Origin of the sequence: Saccharothrix sp. 6-C (assembly GCF_016695385.1) — a bacterium.
Lineage (GTDB): Bacteria > Actinomycetota > Actinomycetes > Mycobacteriales > Pseudonocardiaceae > Actinosynnema > Actinosynnema texasense.
In genome coordinates this window covers 6,352,473-6,373,679 of the sequence record NZ_CP064192.1, presented here as the reverse complement: position 1 = coordinate 6,373,679, position 21,207 = coordinate 6,352,473, and the positions used below count along the sequence as shown (strand labels likewise).

The window sequence follows — 21,207 nt, the reverse complement described above, 5'->3', positions numbered from 1 at the left end:
CGCGTCGACCGGCGCGAGAAAGGTGCGCCCATCACGTCGAATACCCGGTTGAGCCGATTGCTCGGGGACGGTTGTGGGAACGGCCCGGTGATCCATCCGGGAAAGGGTCCGGGGCAAGGTCCGGGAAAGGGTCCGGGGGGAGGTCCGGGGGAGGCCCGGGAAAGGGTCCGGGGGAGTCCGGGGAGAGGCGCGGGGAAAGCGGGGAGGACTGGGGAGGGTCAGGGGGTCAGCCGGAGCCGGCGGTGCGGCGGCGGGCGCGTTGTTCGCACCACGCGCAGCTCTCGGCGACGCCCACGGAGGCGAAGCCGATCAGCAGGTGCACCGCGTTGCCGACGATGCCGGCGTCCATCGCGCCGCCCGGCTCGCCCACCCCGAACGCGAACACGACCAGGTACACGACGCCCATCATGACGCCGACCAGCCGTGCCACCCGGGTCCGCACGGCCGCCGCGCCGAGCACCACGCCGGTCACCAGGTGCAGCACCGCCAACCGGGGCTCGGACCGCACGAGGTCCACCACGCCCCACGCGACCAGCAGCGCGCCCAAGATCAGGGCCGTCCGCTGCGGCCACGTCAGACCCACCGGGCTCGTCACCACTGCGACCACCCCTTTCGCCTCGCGCCGGTCCGACGGCGCACGGCCGCTACTCGTCGTCGAGCAGCGACCGCAACCGGGCCAGTGATCGGCTCAGCAGGCGTGAGACGTGCATCTGCGACACGCCGACCGAGTCCGCGATCTGGCTCTGCGTCATGCCCCGGAAGAACCGCAGCACGACGATCCGTCTTTCCCTCTTGGGTAGCCCGCGGAGCATCGGATCCAACGCGTGCTGCAGCTCGACCACTTCCAGGGCCGGGTCGTCGCAGATCAGGCGGTCGGCGTAGGTCAGCTCGTCGTTGATCGACTGCTCGTCCAGCGACAGCAGGTGGTACGCCGACGTCGCGTGCAGCCCCTCGTACACCTGGTCCACCCCGATGCCCAGGTGCCTGGCGACCTCGCTCGGCGTCGGCGTGCGCCCGGACACCCGGGACAGCTCCACGCGCGCGGTGTCGATGGCGACGCACAGCTCCTTCAACCGCCGCGGCACGCGCACCGCCCACCCCTGGTCGCGCAGGTACCGCCGCACCTCGCCGGTGATGGTGGGCACGGCGAACGCCAGGAAGTCGATGCCGCGCGACACGTCGAACCGGTCGACGGCGTTGATCAGCCCGACCGCCGCCACCTGCCGCAGGTCCTCCACCGACTCGCCGCGCTCGGCGAACCGGTCGGCGATGTGCCTGGCCATCGGCAGGTGCTCGGTCACCAGCCGGTCCCGCAACCGCTGGTAGCGCGAGCCGTCCCGCTCGGCTTCCGCCAACTCGTGGAACAACGGCTGGTAGTCCACCGCGCTCATGCCCGGCACCTCAGCTCGACCCGCAACCGGCCCTCCCCATCGACCCAGGTGGCCACCGCGTCGGTCACGGAGCTGACCACCCGCCAGTACAACGAGTCGTGGTCGGGGACGGTGACGGCCGATGACCGGACCTCTGCGCGGAACCGAACGGAATCACCTTCCCGGGCGAACCGGCACCGGAGCACGGCCGAGGGGTCGAGGGTGCGCGAGATCAACGCGCTGCACGCCTCGTCGACGGCGATGACCAGGTCGATGGCCAGTTCGGGGGTGCGCCGGGCGACTGCCGCGGCCACCGCGCGGATGACCGAGAGGTGGGCGGGCTTCGCCGCCAACCTGAGTTCCACCTCCGAGTCGTCCATGTGTGGCGAACGCTCCTCACACCCTCGTCGCGGTCGCCGGGGGCATACCCACGGACCCCGTGGCCTACACCAGTCCACACAGGACTGAGCAACAGAATCGTGAAAGCCGAACATGCCGTGGGCTGGTTCATCACGGTTTGCGAACAGCGGTAGGTAACCCTGTGATCGGAGTCATACTGATCGCCTCCCCGACATCCCCGGAGGCGCCTGGTGCTCGAGGCGAACAACCTTGAGGTGGTCTACGACGACGTGATGTTGGTGCTGCGCGGCGTGAGCCTGAGGGTTCCGGAGGGGCGGATCGTCGCCCTGCTCGGCGCGAACGGAGCGGGCAAGACGACGCTGCTGCGGGCGCTGTCCGGCCTGCTCGACGTGCACGACGGCAAGATCACCCGCGGTGGGATCACCCTGGACGGCGAACCCATCCACCGCTCCTCGCCGACGCGCATCGCGTCGCTCGGCGTGAAGCAGGCGCTGGAGGGCAGGCGCATCCTGGCCGAGCTGACGGTCGAGGAGAACCTGCGCATCGGCGGCCACAGCAGGCCGCGCGGCGTCAAGCAGAACCTGGACCGGATGTACGAGTTGTTCCCCCGGTTGTGCGAACGGCGGCGGCAGAGCGCCGGCTACCTGTCCGGCGGCGAGCAGCAGATGCTGTCCATCGGCCGGGCGCTGATGTCCGAGCCGCGCTACCTGCTGCTGGACGAGCCGAGCCTCGGCCTGGCCCCGCTCATGGTCCAGCAGATCCGCGACCTCATCGTGAAGATCAACGCGACGGGCACGACGGTGCTGCTGGTCGAGCAGAACGCGACCATGGCGCTGTCCATCGCCGACCACGGCTACGTGCTGGAGACCGGCAAGGTCGTGATGGACAAGCCGGCCGCCGCGCTGCTGGCCGACGAGGACGTGCGCGAGTTCTACCTGGGCCTGCGCGGCGAGGCCACCGCGCAGTCGTTCCGCGACGTGAAGCACTACAAGCGGCGGAAGCGGTGGTTGTCGTGAGCACCCCCGACGAGGGCAACGTGCTGGAAGTGCGGGACGTGCGGCTGGCGTTCGACGGCGTCACCGCCGTGGACGGCGTGTCGTTCCACGTCGCCGCGGGCGAGCTGTTCGCCATCATCGGCCCCAACGGCGCGGGCAAGACGTCGATCTTCAACGTGCTGTCCGGCGTCTACCGGCCGCAGCAGGGCTCGGTCCGGTTCCGGGGCGAGGAGGTGCTCGGCAGGCGCCCGCACAAGATCGCCGCCATGGGCATCGCCCGGACGTTCCAGAACATCGAGCTGTTCGCGCACCTCACCGTGGTCGAGAACCTGATGCTCGGCCGGCACAACCACATGCGGTACGGGGCGCTGGCCGCGTTCGCGTGGGTCGGCCGGGCCCGGCGCGAGGAGCTGGCCAACCGGGAGGCCGTGGAGGAGGTCATCGACTTCCTCGAGCTGGAGCAGTGGCGACGCCTGCCGGTGGGCCTGCTGCCCTACGGCGTGCAGAAGCGCGTGGAGCTCGGGCGCGCGCTCGCGATGGAACCGAAGGTGCTGCTGCTGGACGAGCCGGTGGCCGGCATGAACGTCGAGGAGACCGAGGACATGGCGCGGTTCGTGCTCGACGTCCGCGACGAGCTCGGCATCGCGATGATCATGGTCGAGCACGACATGGGCCTGGTGATGGACCTCGCCGACCGGGTGATGGTGCTCGACTTCGGCAAGCCGATCCGCACCGGCACGCCCGCCGAGGTGCAGCAGGACCCGGACGTCGTGCGCGCCTACCTCGGCGAGGCGCACCAGGGCGTGGGAGGTGCGGCATGACCGCGGCCACCACCACCGGGCTCACCACCGTGGTGACCCGCATCCGCGACCGGGCCGCCCGCACCCCGGACGCGGTGGCGTTGCGGGCCAAGGACTTCGGCATCTGGCGCGAGGTCACCTGGTCGCAGTACTGGGCGCAGGCCGAGCTGGTCGGCCACGCCCTGCTGGCGCTCGGCGTCGACGCCGGCGACCGGGTCGCGATCGGCTCGGAGAACCGCCGCGAGTGGCTCTACGCCGACGTCGGCGCGGTGGCCGTGCGCGCGGTCACCGTGGGCCTGTACCCGACGAACCCGGCCGCCGAGGTCGCCTACCTCCTGTCGCACTCCGCGGCACGCGTGCTCATCGCCGAGGACCAGGAGCAGGTGGACAAGGCGCTGGCCGTGCTGGACGCCCTGCCCGACCTCGAACGGATCGTCTACATCGAGCCGCGCGGCATCCGGCACCGCTACGACAACCCGAAGCTGCTGTCGTGGGACGACTTCCTGGCGATGGGCGCGGAACACCGCGCGCACCACCCGGACGCGGTCGCGCACCGGATGCGCGAGGTCGAACCGGACGACGTGATGACGTTGATCTACACCTCCGGCACGACCGGGCCGCCCAAGGGCGCGATGCTCACCGTGGCGAACGTCGAGTTCGCGGTCGAGTCGCTGATCGAGGGCGGCGGGTTCACCGACCCGCCACCGTCGCCCAAGGACATCACGCTGTCGTACCTGCCGCTGTGCCACGTCGCCGAACGCATCTTCACCACCTGGTTCAGCGCGTCGGCCGGGGTGCAGGTGCACTTCGCCGAGTCCATCGAGACGGTGCAGGCGAACCTGCGCGAGGTGCAGCCGACGATCCTGTTCGGCGTGCCGCGCATCTGGGAGAAGGTGCTGGCGGCCATCACGATCAACGCCTCCAGCGCCACCCGGCTCAAGCGGGCCACCACCCGGTTCTGGCTGCGCGTGGCCGACGGCCTGGGCGAGCAGCTCGTGCGCAACGGCGGCCGGCACACCGTCGCGACCCGGCTGAAGTACGGGGTGGGCTGGCTGTTGTGCTTCCGCGCGTTGAAGGCGCGGATCGGCATGAGGCACGTCCGGTACGCGTCGTCGGGCGCCGCGCCCATCTCGCCGCAGGTGCTGCGGTTCTTCATGGGCATCGGCGTGCCGATGCACGAGGTGTACGGGATGACCGAGAACACCGCCGTCGCCACCGGCAACCGGCCCGGCCGGGTGAAGGTCGGCACCGTCGGCGAGCCGCACCCCGGCGTGGAGCTGCGGATCGCCGACGACGGCGAGATCCAGACCAGGCACGCGGGCGTGTTCGCGGGCTACTGGCGCGACGAGGACGCGACCCGGCGGGCGACGACCCCGGACGGCTGGCTGCGCACCGGCGACGTCGGCGAGTGGGTCGACGGCACGCACGTGCGGATCACCGACCGGATGAAGGACATCATCATCACCGCGGGCGGCAAGAACGTGGCGCCGTCCGAGGTCGAGAACGCGCTGAAGTCGTCGCCGTACATCAAGGAGGCGGTCGTGCTCGGCGACCGGCGCCCCTACCTGGTGGCGCTGATCGGCATCGAGCAGGACACCGTCGGCCACTGGGCCCGGCAGCGCCGGATCACCTACACCACCTACCGCGACCTCGCGGAGAAGGACGAGGTGCGCGAGTTGGTGCAGGACATCGTGACGCGGGTCAACGAGCGGTTCGCCACCGTGGAGCAGGTCAAGAAGTTCCGGATGCTGCCCAAGGAGCTCGACCACGAGGACGGCGAGCTGACCGCGACGCAGAAGGTGAAGCGGTCGGCGCTGGCCGAGGTGTTCGGCGAGCTCGTCGACGACATGTACGCCGGGGGTCGCGGATGACCGAGTTCCTGCAATCGCTGATCCGCGGCCTCGGCTCCGGGTCGATCTACGCGCTGCTGGCGCTGGGCTTCGTCATCATCTACAAGTCCACCAGGGTGATCAGCTTCGCGCAGCCGGCGTTCATGCTGGCGGGCGCGGTGCTGGTCAGCTACCTGGCCGCGGAAGTCGGCTTCTTCGCGGCCGTGCCGATCGCGGCGGTGCTGATCGCCGTGCTGGCGCTGGGCGTGGAGCGGACCGTGCTGCGGCCGATGATCGGCAAGCCGGTGTTCGTGGTCGCGATCATCACCATCGGCGTGGACGTGGTGGTGCGCGTGGTGACCAACGCGTTCATCGGGCTGGACGTGCGGCAGGTCGGCGACCCGTGGGGGTTGTCGACGGCGACGCTGCTCGGCGTCGAGGTGCAGCAGCGGTACCTGGTCATGTTCGGCACCACGGTGGTCGTGGTCGCGGTGCTGTTCGCGTTCTTCCGGTTCTCCCGGGTCGGGCTGGCGATGCGGGCGGTCGCCTACGACCAGGAGGTCGCGCTGGCGCAGGGCATCTCGGTCGGCTCGGTGTTCGCCCTGTCGTGGGCCATCGCGGGTGGTCTGGCCGCGTTGGCCGGGGTGTTCGTGGCGACCGGCGCGGGCGTGGACCAGCAGCTGTGGGTGATCGCGCTGAAGGCGTTGCCGGCGATCATCCTCGGCGGGCTGGACTCGCTGGGCGGCGCGGTCGTCGGCGGGCTGGCGGTCGGGGTGGTGGAGTCGCTGGTCGGCACCTACCAGGGTGACGTGGCGCCGTGGCTGGGCCCGAACTTCGCGCTGGTCGCGCCGTACGTGCTGATGCTGGTCGTGCTGCTGGTGCGGCCCTACGGGCTGTTCGGCAGCAAGGAGGTGGAACGCCTGTGAAGGGTCGTCCGGAGCTCTACACCTCCTACGCGCAGGACATGGCGTTCCTCAACACGCGCCCCAAGCGGACGTGGACGGGGGCGCTGGTGGTGGTGGCGCTGCTGGTGCCGTTCGCCATCACCGACGACCTGCTGATGCTGCTGGCCACCGGGTTCGTGGCGGCGATCGGCGCGATCGGGCTGAACATCGCGACCGGGTACGCCGGGCAGGTGTCGCTGGGGCACGCGTTCTTCCTGGCCATCGGCGCGTACACGGGCGCGGCGCTCTCCGGCGACCCCGACGGGCGGGTGCTCGGGTTCGGCGTGACGTCGCTGCCCGTGTGGCTGCTGGCGTCCGGGCTGGTGGCGGGGTTGGCGGGACTGGTCGTGGCGCCGATCGCGGTCCGGTTGCGGGGTCTCTACCTGGCGATCGTGACGCTGGGGCTGGTGTTCCTCGGGGAGCACGTCTTCCGCGAGTGGACGTCGTTGACCGGCGGTCCCGGCGTGGGCCGGCCGGCGGCGGTGCCGGAGCTGTTCGGCGTGCGGCTGGACCGGCCGTCGGAGTTCTTCAGCGGGCCCCAGCAGCTGTACCTGCTGATGTTCGTGCTGCTGGTGATCTTCGCGGTGCTGGCGCGCAACCTGGTGCGGTCGCGGATCGGGCGGGCGTTCGCGGCGGTGCGCGACCGGGACCTCGCGGCGGCCGTGATCGGCGTCGACCTGACCCGGTACAAGGCGCTCGCGTTCGCCGTGTCGTCGTTCTACGCCGGCGTGGCGGGCTCGTTGCTGTTCGTGGTCAACGGGTTCTTCGACCCCGGCTCGTTCGGCCTGCTGCTGTCGGTGCAGTACATCGCCATGGTGCTCATCGGCGGCGCGGGCACCATCTCCGGCGCGATCATGGGCGCGCTGTTCATCACGCTGCTGCCGCGCATCACCCGGGAACTCCCGACGGTGCTGCCGTTCATCAGCGCAGACGCGACCGGTGCGGTCACGGTGTTCCAGGTCGAGGCGGTCCTCTACGGGCTGCTGATCGTGGTGTTCCTGATCGTGGAGCCACGTGGCCTGTTCGGTATCTGGGTGCGCGTCCGCAACTACTGGCGCACGTGGCCTTTCTCGTACTGAAAGGGTGGATGGGATGGCAAGTCACAGAGCGGTGCTCGCGGTGCTCTCCGTGGTGGCGCTGGCCGCCGTCGCGTGCCGCGGCGGCGACGGCGCGGCCCCGCAGGAGGGCAAGGGCGGTATCAAGGTCGACTTCGGCGTGACCAGCGAGCCGTGCCCGGACACCGGCCACAGTGACCGGGGCTGCATCTACCTCGGGTCGATCTCCGACCTGACCGAAGGGCCGTTCAAGACGCTCGCGGTGCCGATCACGGAGTCGCAGAAGGCGTTCTGGAAGCGCGTCAACGACAAGGGCGGCATCGGCGGCTACGACGTCGACGTGACCTCCTACGTCAAGGACAACAAGTACAACCCGCAGATCCACAACCAGGTCTACCAGGAGATGAAGGGCAAGATCCTGGCCCTGGCGCAGACCCTGGGCTCGCCGACGACCGCGGCGATCCTCCCCGACCTGGAGAGCACGCAGATGGTCGGCGTGCCGGCGTCGTGGACGTCGCTGTGGGGCGTGGAGGAAGTCGTCCTGGAGTCGGGCGCGAACTACTGCGTCGAGTCGATGAACTCGGTCGACTACGCGGCGGACAAGCTCGGCGCGAAGAGCGTGATGGCCGTGCACCTGCCCGGCGACTACGGCGACGACGCGGCGGCGGGCGCGAAGATCGCGGCGGAGAAGCGCGGCCTGACGTTCTCCAACGCGGTCACCCAGACCGGCCAGGACAACCAGGGCGGCGCGATCGACGCGGTGCTGGCGAGCAAGCCGGACGTGGTGATCCTGACGACCGGGCCGACCGACGCGGCGGTGATCATCGGCCAGACGGCGGCGCGCGGGTTCAAGGGCAAGTTCATCGGCACGTCGCCGACGTGGAACCAGGGCCTGATGCAGAGCCCGGCGGCGCCCGCGATCAAGGCGCTCTACCTGCAGTCGGCGCCGTGGAAGTCGTGGGCGACGGACACGCCGGGCCACAAGGCGCTGCGCGAAGCCCTGCCGAGCGTGACGCCGAACGACGGCTACACGGCCGGCTGGGTGTGGTCCTACCCGTTGAAGGCGGCGCTGGAGAAGGCGGCCGCCAACAAGGACCTGACCCGGGCCGGTGTGCTCGCGGCCGTGCGGCAGCTGAACTCGGTGGACTACGAGGGCATGCTGCCCGACGGCGCGGGCAACTTCGCGGGCAACGCGAACGACTCCGCGTTCCGGCAGACGCTGATCTACAAGCCGGACGAGCAGGCGGCGACCGGGGTCGGCCTGGTGGAGGACTTCTTCACCGGGACGACGGCGAAGGACTTCAAGTTCGAGAAGCCCTGCTACACCTGATCTCCCCGACCCACCTGATCCGACGCACCCCGGTCGCGCTCGTCGCGGCCGGGGTGCCGCCGTTCACGGGCCGCCGACCGCCGCGTCCGGGCCGATCACCCGGCGGCGGGGGTGAGGGCCGGGTCGGCCCAGACACCGACGCGTTCCGGTCCCGGGCAGTCGCTGCGGTCCGCCGACGGCGGCTCGATGCCGATGGTCAGCAGGCGTGCGCCCGTGACGGCGAGGTCCACCGGTCGCGGGGTGGGGCCGGTGTCCGGGACTTCGGTCACGCGGCGGTCGTCGACCAGCACGTAGAAGTCCAGTTCTTTCGTCATCAATGAATCGTCCGCGATGGCGACCTGGGCGGTGAACCGGTCGTATTCGCCGTTCAACGCGAAGGTGAGCTGGGCCGCCGAACACCACGCCCCGGTGGCGGAAACGGATTTCGAGTAGGTCACGCCCCGCACCTTCGCGGGGGCGGCCGTCCACGGGCTCTCGACGTACATGTCGTCGATCGAGCTGCTGTCGACCGGCGGCAGGTCGGCCAGCCAGACGGCGCCCGGTCTCCCCGCGGCGACGCTCTCCGGGGCCGAGGCCACCACTGTCGACGTCTCGACCTGCGGTGACGTGGTCGTGCTCGCGCCGACCGGGGTGGCGGGCTCGGCGTCGAACGTGCTGCCGATGACGATCCCCACTGCCAGCACGGCGACGCCCGCGGCCGACAGCCAGACCGCCGATCCCGGTTTGCGGCGCACGGGCGCGCTGGTCGGGTCCTGGTCATCCATGTCGGTGACCCCTTCGGTCCAAGACGTGAGCCGAACTCGGGACGAAACCGCCGGACAATTCGTCGACGGGCGGAGCACGCTAACACCGATTCGCCCGACGCACGTCGGGAAACGTCAATGCGAGTAGTTTCACGAGTAATCCGCACGATTGCGGTGGAACGGTGACGGGACGCAATTCGCGGCCGGCCGCCGCCCGCACGGGCAGTCGGCGCTGCCCCGGGGGGAACGCCTGCCGCACGGTCGTCGGGGCAACGCCGGACGCACCCCGTCCCGCCCTTGCGCCACTGCCGGGACGGGTCCGACCGCCGGAGGATTCCACCCATGGGCGCAACCGCGGCGCTGTCCGCCACCGGCTTGGCCGTGGCCCCGGCGAAGACGTCACCCGCACGGTCGTCGTGCGCAACACCGGCGACCTGGTGGACGAGTTCGCCGTGGACGTGGTGATGCCGTTCGCGCCGCCGAGGTGGGCGCCGGCCGGGTGCCGCCCGGCGTGCGCGTCAGATCAGGCCCTCGCGCAACGCGTACGCCACCGCGTGCGCCCGGTTGCGCAGCTGGAACCGGTTGGTGATGTCGTGCAGGATGCTCTTGACGGTGCGCTGCGAGTAGCACAGCTTCTCGGCGATCTCGCGGGTCTCGAAGCCGTCCGCGATCAGCCGCAGCACCTCGGTCTCCCGGTCCGACATGCCCGCCATGCTCCAGCCGTGGGGGTCGAGCACGGTGCGCTGCACCCGCGACACCCGGTCGAGCAGCCGGCCGAGCAGGTCCGCCGGGAGCGCGCCGTGGCCCGCCGCGGTGGCCTTCACCAAGCGCACCAACGCGTCCGCCGTGGCGTCACCGCGGCGGATCACCGCGGACACGCCGCTGCTGACCACGGTGAGCAGCTCCTGGTCGGCGATGTCGCCCGCCACCAGCACGATGCCCGCGCCGCCCGGCGCCTGCAACCGGCGCAGCAGCGCCTGCGCCTCGCCGTCCAGCCGGTCCAGCACGACCAGCGCCACGGGCGCCCGCTCGTCCGGCCCGACCAACCGGATCTCGGGCCGCGGCCGCAACGCCGCGGTCACGCCGGCCCTGGTGATGGCGTCCGTCGCGTGCAGGACGACCGCGATCTGCTGGTGCGCGTTCATCTCCGTGCTCCCGCCTCGTGCCCCCGGTGTGCCACCGCCATCGTGGCGGCCCGCCGCGTCCCGGCACTACGGGCGCACCGTCCCGACCTGTCCCGGGTCCCCGCCCAGACCGGCCCGCTCCGCCCGGGACACGGCCTGCGCGCGGTCGGCCACGTGCAGCTTGCGCAGGATGTTCGACACGTGGTTGCGCACCGTCTTCGGGCTGAGCACCAGCGACCGGGCGATCGCGGTGTTGCCCCGGCCGCCGGCCATCAGCCGCAGCACGTCCCGCTCCCGCGCGGTCAGCTCCGGGAACGCCTCCGCCCGCTCGCGCGGCGCGCTGCCGAAGTACGCCTGCAACCGCGCCGCGATCGCCGGGCTGAAGATCGCCTCGCCCTCGCCGACGGACCGCACCGCGCGCACGACCTGCGTCGGCCGGGACGCCTTGAGCAGGTAGCCGAGCGCGCCCGCGCGCATCGCCGCGAACACCGACTCGTCGTCGTCGAACATGGTCAGCACCAGCACCTTGACGCCCGGGTCGCGCGCCACGATCCGGCGCGTCGCCTCCACCCCGCCCAGGTCCGGCATGTTGAGGTCCATCACCACCACGTCCGGGTGCAGCGCGGCGGCCATCGACACCGCCGTCCCGCCGCCGGACGCCTCGCCGACCACCAGGGTGTCGGGCGCGGCGGCCAGGGCGGCGGCCAGGCCGTACCGGAAGAGCGGGTGGTCGTCCACGACCAGCACCCGCAGCGCCGGCACGCCGGCTCACGCCCCGCCCGCGAGCGGGAGCTCCGCCGCGACCCGGGTGCCGCCCGCGGCGGCGTGCTCCGCCCGCCAGGTGCCGCCGACCTCGCGGGCGCGGTCGCGCATCGAACCGAGGCCGACGCCGCCCCCTCGGCCCGGCGCCAGGCCCATGCCGTCGTCCACCACCTCGACGTGCAGGCGGCCGTCGAACCTCAGCCGCACCGAGCAGTGCCGCGCGCCCGCGTGCCGCACCACGTTCGTCAACGCCTCGCAGACGATCCGGTACGCCGCCACCTGCACGCGCACCGGCAGGTCCGGCACGTCCGCGCACCGCACGTCCACCCGCACCGGGTGCCGGTCGGCCAACGAGGCGACGTGCGCCCGCACCGCCCCGGCCAGGCCGAGCCGCGCCAGCACCGCCGGGCAGGAGCCCGATGCCAGGCGGCGGACGTCGTCGACCGCGGCGTGCGCCTCGTCCTCCAGCCGGGCCGGCAGCGGACCGACCGAGGCCGGGTCGTGGGCGGCGAGGTGCCGCGCCGCGCGCAGCCCGAGCGCGATCGCCGCCAGCGCCGGACCGAGGCCGTCGTGCAGGTCCCGCAGCAACCCGCGCCTCGCCTCGGCGGCGGCGTCGTCGTCGTCGGGAACGATGAACTCGCGGCGCATGGTCCCCTCCCCCGTGGTTGAGCACGCGGGCTGCCGCGTCGTGACGCCGGCCGCCTCGCCCGTATGGAGAGTCGCCGTGCCGTCACAGGCCGTTTCACCTCACGACGAGGTTCCCACTTTGGAGGGAATGACGGCGAAGAGTGTTGACGGCTCGACGTATCACCGCGCCTCTAGCTCCCTCCATAGGGATATCGAGCACCTGGAGGGTGGAAATGGGCCAGACGAGTGGCCGGGCGGTCCTGCAGGTCCACCCGACCAGGCTGTGCAACCTGCGCTGCCTGCACTGCTACTCCAGCTCCGGCCCGGACGTCGCCGAGGCCATCCCCATCTCCGTGCTGTCGGCCGTGGTGCGGGACGCGGCCGCGCTGGGCTACGACGTGCTGAACGTCTCCGGCGGTGAGCCGTTCCTCTACCCGGAACTGCCCGCGCTGCTGCGCGCCGCCCGCGAGGCCGGCATGCGGACCACCGTGACCACGAACGCGGTGGCGTTGACGCAGCGCCGCATCGGCCTGGTGCGCGGGCTGGTCGACCTGGTGGCCGTGTCGCTGGACGGCGACCGCGCCACGCACGACCGGATCCGCGACCAGGAGGGGTGCTACGAGAAGGCGCTGGCCGGCATCCGCAGGCTCACCGAAGCCGGCATCCCGGTCGGCGTGATCACCACGTTGACCCAGGGGAATGCGACCCAACTGGGTGATGTCGCGCTGGCCGCGGTCCAGTCGGGCGCCCTGCTGCTCCAGGTGCACCCGCTGGAACCCGAAGGCGCCGCGAACAGGTTGATGGCCGGCGAACGCCCGGACGCCGTCGAGCTGGCGTACGCGGCGGTGGAGCTGGGCCGCATCGCGGAGGAGCACGGCGTGGCCGTCCAGCTGGACGCGGTGCCGCGCACCATGCTGACCCGCAAACCGGAGGCGTTCATGGCCGTGCCGGTGGACGAAGCGCAACCCCTGGGCCGCTGGCTCACCCCGCTGGTGGTCGAGGCGAACGGCGCGGCGGTGCCGGTGGCCTACGGCTTCGATCGCCGCTACGGCCTGGGCAACGTCCAGAGCCGGCCGCTGGCGGAACTGGCCCGCTACTGGGACGCCGGGCCGTTCCTCGCCCTGTGCCGCGCCACGTGGCAACGCCTGGTCGACGGCCGGACCGGGCCGCTGATCCCGTGGTACGGCCACCTGGTCCGCGCGTCGAGGACCCAACGCCCGGCCACCGCGGGCCGTTGGCGGGCGCCGGTCAGCGGGCCAGGAGCTCCGCCGCCTCCAGGGTGTTGATCACCCGGTCCGGGGTGACGCCGCACTCCTCGGCCCGCTCGCAGCCGAACGACAGCCAGTCCAGCTGCCCCGGCGCGTGCGCGTCGCTGTCGATCGCGAACGTGCACCCCAGCTCGACCGCCAGCCGCAGCAGCCTGCCGGGCGGGTCGCGGCGCTCCGGCCGCGAGTTGACCTCCACCGCGGTGCCGTGCTCGGCGCACGCCGAGAACACCGCCTCCGCGTCGAACGTCGACTCCGGCCGTCCCTTGCCGACCACCAGCCGTCCCGTGCAGTGCCCGAGCACGTCGACGTGCGGGTTGGCGGCGGCGGCCACCATCCGCCGCGTCATCTCCGGCGCCGCCATCCGCAGCTTCGAGTGCGCGCTGGCGACCACGAGGTCCAGCCGCGCCAGCAGCTCGGGCCGCTGGTCGAGCGAGCCGTCGTCCAGGATGTCGACCTCGATGCCGGTCAGGATCCGGAACGGCGCCAGCTCGGCGTTCAGCTCGGCCACCACGTCCAGCTGCTCCAGGAGCCGGTCGGCGGACAGCCCGTTGGCCACGGTGAGCCGGGGGGAGTGGTCGGTCAGCGCCATCCACGAGTGCCCGAGGTCGCGCGCGGTCTCGGCCATCTCGCGGATCGGGCTGCCGCCGTCGGACCAGTCGGAGTGCGTGTGGCAGTCGCCCTTCAGCAGCGCCCGCAGCGCCTGCCCGCCCACCACCGGCTCGCGGAACCGGCTCAGGTAGGTCGGCTCGCGCCCGGCCGCGGCGTCCGCGATCACGCCGGCGGTGGCCTTCCCGATGCCGGGCAGGTCGGTCAGCGTGCCCGCCGCGACCCGGCGCGCCACCTCGCCGTCCGGCAACGCCGCCAGCACCTCGGCGGCCTTGCGGAAGGCCCGGACGCGGTACGTGGGTTCACCGGCGCGTTCGAGCTGGAACGCCACCTGTCGCAGTGCCCAGAGCGGATCCACACCCCATTGTCTACCCCGACCGGCGCGGTGGTGCGCGTCAACCTTCTCTCGACTTGGCGGCGTTGCCCGCGAAAACCTTGCGGGCGCACCTGCCCGGAACCGAGGATGTCCGCCATGTCCCCACGTGCCGGCACGGTCGGGTCGCGACGCAGGCCCAGCAAGGGCGACCTCACCTCGCAGGCGATCCTCGACACCGCCGAACGGCTGCTGCAAACCCGTTCCCTGGACGACATCGCGGTCGACGAGCTGGCCTCGGGGGCGGGCATCTCGCGGTCGACGTTCTACTTCCACTTCGCGTCGCGCGAAGCGGTGCTGCACGCGTTGTCGGGCGGCGTCCTCGACGCGCTCTACGAGGCGGCGTCGTCGTGGCTGCGGCGCGGCAGCGAACCGCCCGAGGACTCGATCCGGCGGGCGTTGGGCGCGAGCCTCGCGCTGTGGCGCAAGCACGGGCCGGTGCTGCGCGCGGCCGTGCGTGCGCGCGACACCGACCCGCTGATGCGCGAGTTCTGGACCGGTGTCGCCCGCCGGTTCGTCGAGGCGACCGCGTCCCGGATCGAGCTGGAGCGGGAAGCGGGCGTCGCGCCGCCGGGCCCGGACGCCAAGTCGCTGGCGGGGGTGCTGGTGGCGATGAACGAGCAGGCCTTCCTGAGCCGGTCGCGGTCCCGCCGGTCGGCGGCGCGGGACCGCGAGCTGGTCGACACCCTGACGTGCGTCTGGCTGCGCTCGGTCTACGGCCTCGGCGCCTAGGAGAACCAGACGCCGTTCGGCGCCTGCCGGTAGCCCAGGGAGCGGTAGACGGCGTCCACAAGGGACTGTCCGCGCGCGTTGACGCCCACACCCGGCCCCATCCGCGTCATCGCGTAGCCGAACGACATCCGCGCGCCCGGGTCGGCGAACCCCAGCGAGCCGCCCATCCCGGAGTGCCCGAACGCGTCCTCCGACATCAGCGCGCCGCGCTCCACGGCGGGCATGTGCAGGTTGCCGACGGCCTTCGCGAAGCCCAGCGAGAACCGGGTCGGCGCGAGCAGCATCTCGTCGAACCCGGCCGACACCACCCCCGACATGACCGGGACCTGGGCCTCGTCCACCAGCCGCACCCCGTTGTACTCGCCGCCCGACGCGAGCGGCCGGTACAGCTGCGCCAGGCCGCGCGCGTTGCTCATCCCGCCGACCGAGCCGTACTGCGCCGCGTGCGCCGCCGGGGTGTCCGACGCGGCGACGTACCCGCCGGAGTTGCCCACCAGCAGCGCCTGCATCGACCCGGGCGTGCCCATCGCGGCCGCGTACACGCTCGGCAGCGCCTCGCCCCGCTCGGCCGGGATGGTCGGCGCGACCAGCGGCTCCAGGTCCTCGGGCAGCGCCAGCCAGAAGTCCAGCCCCAGCGGACCGGACACCTCCTTCTCGAAGAACTCGGCCAGCGGCAGACCGGACACCCGCCGGACCACCTCGCCGACCAGGTGCCCGAACGTCAACGCGTGGTAGCCGTGCCGCGTGCCGGGCGCCCAGAACGGCTCCTGCCGCGCCAGCAGGCCGGTCATCAGCTCCCAGTCGCCCATCCCGCCCGGCGGGACCGGCTCGCGCACCGCGGCCAACCCCGCCTGGTGCGCCAGCAGGTGCCGCACCAGCGCGTCCGCCTTGCCGTTCTGCCCGAACTCCGGCCAGTAGCGCACGACGGGCGCGTCCAGGTCCAGCTCGCCCCGTGACGCCAGCACGTGCGCGCACAACGCGGTCGCGCCCTTCGTGCAGGACCACACGTGCGTGATCGTGTCCTCCGTCCACGCCCGCCCACCCGCGTCGCCGCCCCACAGGTCGACCACCGTCTCGCCGTCGAGCGTCACGTGCACGCCACCGCCGACCTCGCCGCGCTCGGCGAAGTTGCGCTCGAACTCGGCGCGGACTTCGGCGAACCCGTCGGCGCAAGTCCCCTCGACCGTCATCGACCCTCCAGGTGCGGTTCCGTGTGCCGCCCATGCCACCACCGCGAGCGGCCGCACGTGAGTAGGGATTCCTCAGTCGGTAGGGTGGTGGCCGCTCCGACGGCGGGAGGTCGCCTGTTGTCGTCTTTGGTCGGCCGGCCCTTCGTCGGCCGGGAGGCCGAGTTGGCGGCCGTGTTCGACGCGGTCGGGCGCGTGCCCGCGGCCGGGGTGGTGGCGGTCGTGGTGTCGGGCGAGCCCGGGATCGGGAAGTCCAGCCTGCTGGCCGAGGTGGGCCGCCGGCTGCGTGACCGGGGGTGCGCCGTCGCCGCCGCCGAGTCCGACGACGTCAGCAGGCGCATCCCGTACGCGGCGGTGGCCGCGGCGCTGCGGTCGGTGGCCGGGGCGGGACCGGCGTCGGGCGAGGTGCGCGCGGCGCTGGAGGCGCTCGACCTGACGGCGGCGCCGGACGCGACCTGGTTCGGGCGGTCGTGCGAGCTGGTCGCGCGGGCGCTGACCGGGCTCACCGCCGAACGGCCCGCCGCGCTCGTGCTGGACGACGTCGACCAGGTGGACGACGACTCGCTGGCCCTGCTCGCCGTGGTGCTGCGCCGGGTCACGGCCGCGCCGCTGGCGCTGGTCACGGCGGTGCGCGAGCACCACCGCAACCCCGGCGTCGAGGAGCTGCTGGACCGGCTCGAACGGCACGCCGACGTGGTCCGGGTGCGGCTGGCCCCGCTGAGCGGCGGCGACGTGGCCCAAATCGTGGCGACCGTGCTGGGCACGCCGGTGGACGACGGCCTGGCCCACGAGGTGCACCAGCGGGCGGACGGCAACCCGTTCTTCGCGGTGGAGATCGCCCGGTCGCTGCGCGAGCTGGACCTGGTCGCGGTGGACGGCGACCGGGCCCGGCTCACCGTGTCGCCGTCGGCGATCCGGCTGACCAGGCGCGAGGCGGTGCTGCGGCGGGTCGCGCCGCTGGACCGGGACACCAGGGCCGTCGCCCGCGCCGTGTCGATCTTCCGGCGGGTGCGGCTGGACCAGATCGGGCTGCTGGCACGCGTGTCGTCGCTGCCCGAGGAGACGGTGGTCGACGCGTTCGACGGGCTGCTGCGGGCGCACATCGTGGTGCGGGAGGAGGACCGGGGCTACCGGTTCTCGCACGCGCTGGTCGGCGAGGCGCTGTACCAGGAGATCGGGCCCGCGCAGCGCCGCCACCTGCACAGCCTGATCAGCGCCCGGCTGCTGGACGACCGGGCGCGCGGGCTGGCGGTCGACGAGATGGAGCTGGCCTGGCACCTGGCCGAGTCCGCGCCGCCGGGTGACCTGCGGGCGGTGCGGGTGATGGCGCAGGCCGCCGCGGCGAACCGCACGACCGCGCCGGAGACGGCCGCGGCGTTGTGCGCGCGGGCGTTGGAGCTGCTGCCGGTGGCCGCCCCGGAACGGGCCGGGTTGCTGGCCTCGCAGTGCCGGGCGTTGGCGCACGCGTCACGGCCCGGCGCGGCGATCGGGCCCGGCCTGGCGGCGTTGGCGGCGCTGCCGCCCGGCGCGGACCGGTCGCGGTGCGCGGTGGTGGTGCTGAGCAGCATGTTCCTGGTGGGCCGGTTCGCGGAGGCGCTGCGGCTCGCGGACGCGGAGCTGGCGGCCGGCGACGCACCGGCGGCGATGCACGCGCAGCGGGCGTTGTTGTTGGTGTTCACCGGGCGGCACGCGGAGGCGCTGGCCGCCGCCGAGCGGATCGAGGCCATGCCGTTGACGTCGGCCGCCGAGGGCGTGGTGGTGTTCGACCGGCTGGCGGTCCTCACGTCGATGCTGTTCCGGCACGACAAGACGGTCGACTACGCGAACCGGTCGTTGGCCTCGGCGGCCGGCCAGCCCGCGCTGGAGTTGCAGGCGCTGGCGGTGAGCGCGTCCACCGGGGCGCTGGCCGGCCTGGTGCACGACGCGTCGTGGCGGCTGCGCCGGGCCGAGGAGCTGCGGGAACGGGCGGGCGGGCACGCGTTCCGCGGCGAGCTGGAGATGGCGCGGGTGGCGCTGGACTGGTTCGGCGGCGCGTGGGACGCCTGCCTGGAGCGGGTGGGTCGGGCCGCGGCGGAGCTGGAGTCGCGGCAGGAGCTGCTGATGTTGGACGGGCTGCGCGCGATCGAGCTGGAGGTGCGCACCTGGCGGGGCGAGCTGGACGTGGCCGCGCGGCTGGCGGCGCTGGCCGCGCCGAGCAGCCCCAACATGTCCCGGCTGCACGCGCTGGCGATGGCCGGGTACCTGGCGGCGCGGGGTGACGCGGAGGGCGCGCGGACCGTGCTGGTGCGGGCGGTCGACGACGACGGGATGTCGGCGTACAGCTGCGCGTTGCTGGGCCGGCTGGTCGAGCTGGACCTCGCCGCCGGTCGGGTGGACGAGGCGCGGCGGGTGCTGGGGAGGCTGCGGGTGGTGGCGGCCGACCGGGTGGCGCCCTGGAGCCGCACCGCGGTGCGGCGGGCGATCGGCCTGGTCGAGCGGGACGGCGCGGTGCTGCGCGAGGCGGTGCGCGAAGCCGAGGTCGGCGGGCTGGTGTTCGAGAGGGCACGGGGGCAGTTGGCGTTGGGGCAGGTGGACGGGTCGGCGGTGGAGGAGCTGCTCGAGGCCTACGCGGTGTTCCAGCGGGTCGGTGCGCACGGGTTGCGCCGGCAGGCCGGCGGGCGGCTGAAGGAGCTGGGCGCGAAGGTGCCGAGGGCGCGGGGGCGTGCGCCGGGGGTGCTGACGGCGGCGGAGGAGAACGTGGCGCGGCTGGTGCAGCAGGGGATGCGCAACCGGGACATCGCGGCGGCGCTGCACTACAGCCCGCGCACGATCGAGGTGTACCTGTCGCGGATCTACGCGAAGCTGCGGGTGTCGTCGCGGCTGGAGCTGGCGAGGGTCCTGGACGGCCGTTCTTAGTTGTTGTGGAAGCCGGACTTACCCGGTGGTAACCGGGGCGGGTCGGATGGGTGGCGTGGCGGGTCCGGTTGAGGAGGCGTATGCGCACCGCGTTCACGACATGTCCGCTGTGCGAGGCGACCTGCGGGCTGGAGCTGACGATCGAGGACGATCGGATCACGGCTGTCCGGGGTGACCGGCAGGACGGGTTCAGCGGCGGGTTCCTGTGCCCGAAGGGCGCCTCGTTGGGCGCGTTGGACGCCGACCCGGACCGGCTGGGCGGACCGCTCGCCCGTCGGGGCGGGTCGTTCGAGCCGGTGTCGTGGGGTGAGGCGTTCGCCCTGGTCGACGAGCGGCTGAGCGCGATCATCGGCGAGCACGGCCGGGACGCGGTGGCGATGTACCTGGGCAACCCGACGGTGCACTCGCTGGCCGGCGGGCTGTACGCGGGCGGCCTGCGCAAGGCGCTGGGGTCGCGCAACTTCTTCACCGCCGCCACCGTCGACCAGATGCCGAAGCACGTGTCGTCCGGGCTGCTCTTCGGCGGGATCTACTCGATCCCGGTGCCGGACATCGACCGGACGGACTTCCTGCTGCTGCTGGGCGCGGACCCGTTCTCCTCCAACGGCAGCCTCTGGACGGTGCCGGACGCGCCGGGACGGCTGAAGGCGTTGCGCCGGCGCGGCGGGGCGTTCGTGGTGGTCGACCCGCGCCGCAGCCGCACGGCGGCGGCGGCCGACCGGCACCTGCCGATCGTGCCCGGCACGGACGTGTTCCTGCTGCTGGCGATGGTGAACGAGCTGTTCGCCGCGTCGCTGGTAGACCTGAAGGCGCTCGCGCCGCACGTGACCGGCGTGGAGGGGGTGCGGGAGCTCAGCCTGCCGTTCACGCCCGAGGCGGTGGCGTCGCGCTGCGGCATCGGCGCCGAGGAGATCCGGGCGTTGACGCACCGGCTCGCGTCGGCGTCCCGGGCGGCGGTGTACGGGCGGATCGGCACGACGGCGGTCGAGTTCGGCACGGTGGCCAGCTGGCTGGTGGACGTGCTGAACGTCCTGACCGGGAACCTCGACCGACCCGGTGGGGCGATGTTCCCGATGCCCGCGCACATGAAGCGGGGCACGGGCAGCGGCAAGGGGTTCACCACGGGCCGGTGGCGCAGTCGGGTGCGCGGGTTGCCCGAGGTGGCGGGGGAGCTGCCCGTGGTCACGCTGGCCGACGAGATCGAGACGCCCGGCGCCGGGCAGGTCCGGGCGCTGGTCACGGTCGCGGGCAACCCGGCGCTGTCGGTGCCGAACTCGGCCCGGTTGGACGCGGCCTTGTCCACTTTGGACTTCATGGTGTCGGTCGACCCGTACCTCAACGAGACGACGCGGCACGCCGACGTCATCCTGCCGCCACCGCCGCCCAGCCGGCGCGCCCACTACGACCTGGCGTTCCTGTCGTTCACGGTGCGCAACGTGGCGAAGTACTCGCCCGCGCCGGTGCCGCTCGGCCCGGACGAGCGGGACGAGGGCGAGATCCTGCTGCGGTTGACCGGCATCCTGGCCGGTCTCGGGGCGGACGCCGACCTCGACGCGCTGGCGGGCCTGTCGGGCGGGTCGCAGCGCACCCGCGAGGAACGCCTGCTGGACGCGCGGCTGAGGGCCGGGGCGTACGGGCTGTCGGTGGACGACCTCGTCTCCCGACCGCACGGCGTCGACCTCGGCCCGCTGACGAGCCGGGTCCCGGAGGTCCTGCGCACGCCGTCCGGGCGGATCGAGCTGTGCCCCGAGCCGATCGTGGCCGACGTGCCGCGCGTGTCGGCGGCGTTGCGGGCGCCCGTCGACGGGTTGGTCCTGGTCGGGCGGCGGCACCTGCGGTCGAACAACTCGTGGCTGCACAACGTGCCCGCGCTGGTGAAGGGCAAGCAGCTGTGCACGTTGGTGGTCAACCCGGACGACGCCGCGCGGCTGGGGCTCGAGGACGGCGGCCTGGCGCGGGTGACGTCACGGGTCGGCGAGGTCGAGGCGACCGTGGAGGTCAGCGCCGACCTGGCCGCCGGGGTGGTCAGCCTGCCGCACGGCTGGGGCCACGACCGGCCCGGCACGCGACTGGCCACCGCGCGCGCCCACCCCGGCGTCAACGTCAACCTGCTCACCGACGACCTGGCCGTGGACCCGCTGTCCGGCACCGCGGTGCTCAACGGCGTCCACGTGCGCGTCACCCCTTCCGCAGCCCAGTGAGGAGCA

General features: G+C 72.9%; 19 protein-coding genes. 10 read left to right on the top strand and 9 right to left on the bottom strand.

Going from position 1 to position 21,207, the window contains the following annotated elements:
• Positions 1 to 226: 226 nt before the first annotated feature.
• The 3 genes from IOD16_RS26730 to IOD16_RS26720 are packed head-to-tail and all read right to left on the bottom strand — an operon-like array spanning position 227 to position 1,750.
• Positions 227 to 595, bottom strand: a complete 369-nt coding sequence (locus IOD16_RS26730; protein WP_236594403.1) for a hypothetical protein — start codon at positions 593 to 595, stop codon at positions 227 to 229.
• Positions 596 to 644: 49 nt separating this feature from the next.
• Positions 645 to 1,391: a SigB/SigF/SigG family RNA polymerase sigma factor gene (locus tag IOD16_RS26725; protein ID WP_201436589.1), complete on the bottom strand. Its 747-nt coding sequence runs from the start codon at positions 1,389 to 1,391 to the stop codon at positions 645 to 647.
• On the bottom strand, positions 1,388 to 1,750 hold the full coding sequence (locus tag IOD16_RS26720; RefSeq protein WP_123746377.1) for an ATP-binding protein: 363 nt from the start codon (positions 1,748 to 1,750) through the stop codon (positions 1,388 to 1,390). The genes IOD16_RS26725 and IOD16_RS26720 overlap by 4 nt, the downstream gene beginning before the upstream one ends.
• Before the next feature lie 210 nt (positions 1,751 to 1,960).
• Here IOD16_RS26720 and IOD16_RS26715 point away from each other — a divergent pair, with 210 nt between their 5' ends.
• From IOD16_RS26715 to IOD16_RS26690, 6 genes are read left to right on the top strand one after another with little or no spacing between them, the layout of a single operon-like run.
• Complete coding sequence (locus IOD16_RS26715) at positions 1,961 to 2,746, top strand: ABC transporter ATP-binding protein (protein ID WP_201436588.1); 786 nt, start codon at positions 1,961 to 1,963, stop codon at positions 2,744 to 2,746.
• The gene (locus tag IOD16_RS26710; protein WP_236594402.1) at positions 2,743 to 3,546 is read left to right on the top strand and encodes an ABC transporter ATP-binding protein; all 804 of its coding nucleotides are present in this window, start codon (positions 2,743 to 2,745) and stop codon (positions 3,544 to 3,546) included. Before IOD16_RS26715 ends, IOD16_RS26710 begins: the two co-directional genes overlap by 4 nt.
• On the top strand, positions 3,543 to 5,396 hold the full coding sequence (locus IOD16_RS26705; protein WP_201436587.1) for an AMP-dependent synthetase/ligase: 1,854 nt from the start codon (positions 3,543 to 3,545) through the stop codon (positions 5,394 to 5,396). The genes IOD16_RS26710 and IOD16_RS26705 overlap by 4 nt, the downstream gene beginning before the upstream one ends.
• Positions 5,393 to 6,280 carry a branched-chain amino acid ABC transporter permease gene (locus IOD16_RS26700; RefSeq protein WP_123746381.1) on the top strand — a complete coding sequence of 296 codons (888 nt, stop codon included), beginning with the start codon at positions 5,393 to 5,395 and terminating at the stop codon, positions 6,278 to 6,280. The genes IOD16_RS26705 and IOD16_RS26700 overlap by 4 nt, the downstream gene beginning before the upstream one ends.
• Positions 6,277 to 7,377 carry a branched-chain amino acid ABC transporter permease gene (locus IOD16_RS26695; protein ID WP_123746382.1) on the top strand — a complete coding sequence of 367 codons (1,101 nt, stop codon included), beginning with the start codon at positions 6,277 to 6,279 and terminating at the stop codon, positions 7,375 to 7,377. The genes IOD16_RS26700 and IOD16_RS26695 overlap by 4 nt, the downstream gene beginning before the upstream one ends.
• A gap of 13 nt (positions 7,378 to 7,390) precedes the next feature.
• The gene (locus tag IOD16_RS26690; protein WP_201436586.1) at positions 7,391 to 8,683 is read left to right on the top strand and encodes an ABC transporter substrate-binding protein; all 1,293 of its coding nucleotides are present in this window, start codon (positions 7,391 to 7,393) and stop codon (positions 8,681 to 8,683) included.
• Positions 8,684 to 8,778: 95 nt separating this feature from the next.
• Here the strand turns inward: IOD16_RS26690 and IOD16_RS26685 are convergent, their stop codons facing one another.
• From IOD16_RS26685 to IOD16_RS26670, 4 genes are all read right to left on the bottom strand, one after another.
• Complete coding sequence (locus IOD16_RS26685) at positions 8,779 to 9,447, bottom strand: NPCBM/NEW2 domain-containing protein (RefSeq protein WP_201436585.1); 669 nt, start codon at positions 9,445 to 9,447, stop codon at positions 8,779 to 8,781.
• Positions 9,448 to 9,944: 497 nt separating this feature from the next.
• On the bottom strand, positions 9,945 to 10,571 hold the full coding sequence (locus tag IOD16_RS26680; RefSeq protein ID WP_201436584.1) for a helix-turn-helix transcriptional regulator: 627 nt from the start codon (positions 10,569 to 10,571) through the stop codon (positions 9,945 to 9,947).
• Between the two features lie 66 nt (positions 10,572 to 10,637).
• The gene (locus IOD16_RS26675; protein WP_201436583.1) at positions 10,638 to 11,312 is read right to left on the bottom strand and encodes a response regulator; all 675 of its coding nucleotides are present in this window, start codon (positions 11,310 to 11,312) and stop codon (positions 10,638 to 10,640) included.
• Between the two features lie 6 nt (positions 11,313 to 11,318).
• Positions 11,319 to 11,960 carry a sensor histidine kinase gene (locus IOD16_RS26670; protein WP_201436582.1) on the bottom strand — a complete coding sequence of 214 codons (642 nt, stop codon included), beginning with the start codon at positions 11,958 to 11,960 and terminating at the stop codon, positions 11,319 to 11,321.
• A gap of 212 nt (positions 11,961 to 12,172) precedes the next feature.
• Between IOD16_RS26670 and IOD16_RS26665 the strand changes: the two genes are divergently transcribed.
• A complete protein-coding gene (locus IOD16_RS26665; RefSeq protein ID WP_201436581.1) occupies positions 12,173 to 13,225 on the top strand; it encodes a radical SAM protein in 1,053 nt (350 codons plus the stop codon).
• On the opposite strand, the gene IOD16_RS26660 is transcribed toward IOD16_RS26665, so the two are convergent.
• Positions 13,188 to 14,171 carry a PHP domain-containing protein gene (locus tag IOD16_RS26660; RefSeq protein ID WP_201436580.1) on the bottom strand — a complete coding sequence of 328 codons (984 nt, stop codon included), beginning with the start codon at positions 14,169 to 14,171 and terminating at the stop codon, positions 13,188 to 13,190. The two genes, IOD16_RS26665 and IOD16_RS26660, sit on opposite strands and share 38 nt — an antisense overlap.
• Before the next feature lie 114 nt (positions 14,172 to 14,285).
• Here IOD16_RS26660 and IOD16_RS26655 point away from each other — a divergent pair, with 114 nt between their 5' ends.
• The gene (locus IOD16_RS26655; protein WP_170185275.1) at positions 14,286 to 14,918 is read left to right on the top strand and encodes a TetR/AcrR family transcriptional regulator; all 633 of its coding nucleotides are present in this window, start codon (positions 14,286 to 14,288) and stop codon (positions 14,916 to 14,918) included.
• Here the strand turns inward: IOD16_RS26655 and IOD16_RS26650 are convergent.
• Complete coding sequence (locus IOD16_RS26650; protein WP_201436579.1) at positions 14,915 to 16,108, bottom strand: serine hydrolase domain-containing protein; 1,194 nt, start codon at positions 16,106 to 16,108, stop codon at positions 14,915 to 14,917. The genes IOD16_RS26655 and IOD16_RS26650 overlap by 4 nt on opposite strands.
• Positions 16,109 to 16,225: 117 nt before the next feature.
• Between IOD16_RS26650 and IOD16_RS26645 the strand changes: the two genes are divergently transcribed.
• Positions 16,226 to 19,000, top strand: a complete 2,775-nt coding sequence (locus tag IOD16_RS26645; RefSeq protein WP_201436578.1) for an ATP-binding protein — start codon at positions 16,226 to 16,228, stop codon at positions 18,998 to 19,000.
• A gap of 80 nt (positions 19,001 to 19,080) precedes the next feature.
• A complete protein-coding gene (locus IOD16_RS26640) occupies positions 19,081 to 21,201 on the top strand; it encodes a molybdopterin oxidoreductase family protein (protein ID WP_201436577.1) in 2,121 nt (706 codons plus the stop codon).
• Positions 21,202 to 21,207 lie beyond the last annotated feature (6 nt).

Bases quoted from the DNA above. Each gene is read 5' to 3' on its own strand.
- IOD16_RS26725 (WP_201436589.1), bottom strand. From the start codon at position 1,391: ATGAGCGCGGTGGACTACCAGCCGTTGTTCCACGAGTTGGCGGAAGCC.
- IOD16_RS26720 (WP_123746377.1), bottom strand. From the start codon at position 1,750: ATGGACGACTCGGAGGTGGAACTCAGGTTGGCGGCGAAGCCCGCCCAC.
- IOD16_RS26705 (WP_201436587.1), top strand. From the start codon at position 3,543: ATGACCGCGGCCACCACCACCGGGCTCACCACCGTGGTGACCCGCATC.
- IOD16_RS26700 (WP_123746381.1), top strand. From the start codon at position 5,393: ATGACCGAGTTCCTGCAATCGCTGATCCGCGGCCTCGGCTCCGGGTCG.
- IOD16_RS26690 (WP_201436586.1), top strand. From the start codon at position 7,391: ATGGCAAGTCACAGAGCGGTGCTCGCGGTGCTCTCCGTGGTGGCGCTG.
- IOD16_RS26685 (WP_201436585.1), bottom strand. From the start codon at position 9,447: ATGGATGACCAGGACCCGACCAGCGCGCCCGTGCGCCGCAAACCGGGA.
- IOD16_RS26680 (WP_201436584.1), bottom strand. From the start codon at position 10,571: ATGAACGCGCACCAGCAGATCGCGGTCGTCCTGCACGCGACGGACGCC.
- IOD16_RS26670 (WP_201436582.1), bottom strand. From the start codon at position 11,960: ATGCGCCGCGAGTTCATCGTTCCCGACGACGACGACGCCGCCGCCGAG.
- IOD16_RS26665 (WP_201436581.1), top strand. From the start codon at position 12,173: ATGGGCCAGACGAGTGGCCGGGCGGTCCTGCAGGTCCACCCGACCAGG.
- IOD16_RS26655 (WP_170185275.1), top strand. From the start codon at position 14,286: ATGTCCCCACGTGCCGGCACGGTCGGGTCGCGACGCAGGCCCAGCAAG.
- IOD16_RS26650 (WP_201436579.1), bottom strand. From the start codon at position 16,108: ATGACGGTCGAGGGGACTTGCGCCGACGGGTTCGCCGAAGTCCGCGCC.
- IOD16_RS26640 (WP_201436577.1), top strand. From the start codon at position 19,081: ATGCGCACCGCGTTCACGACATGTCCGCTGTGCGAGGCGACCTGCGGG.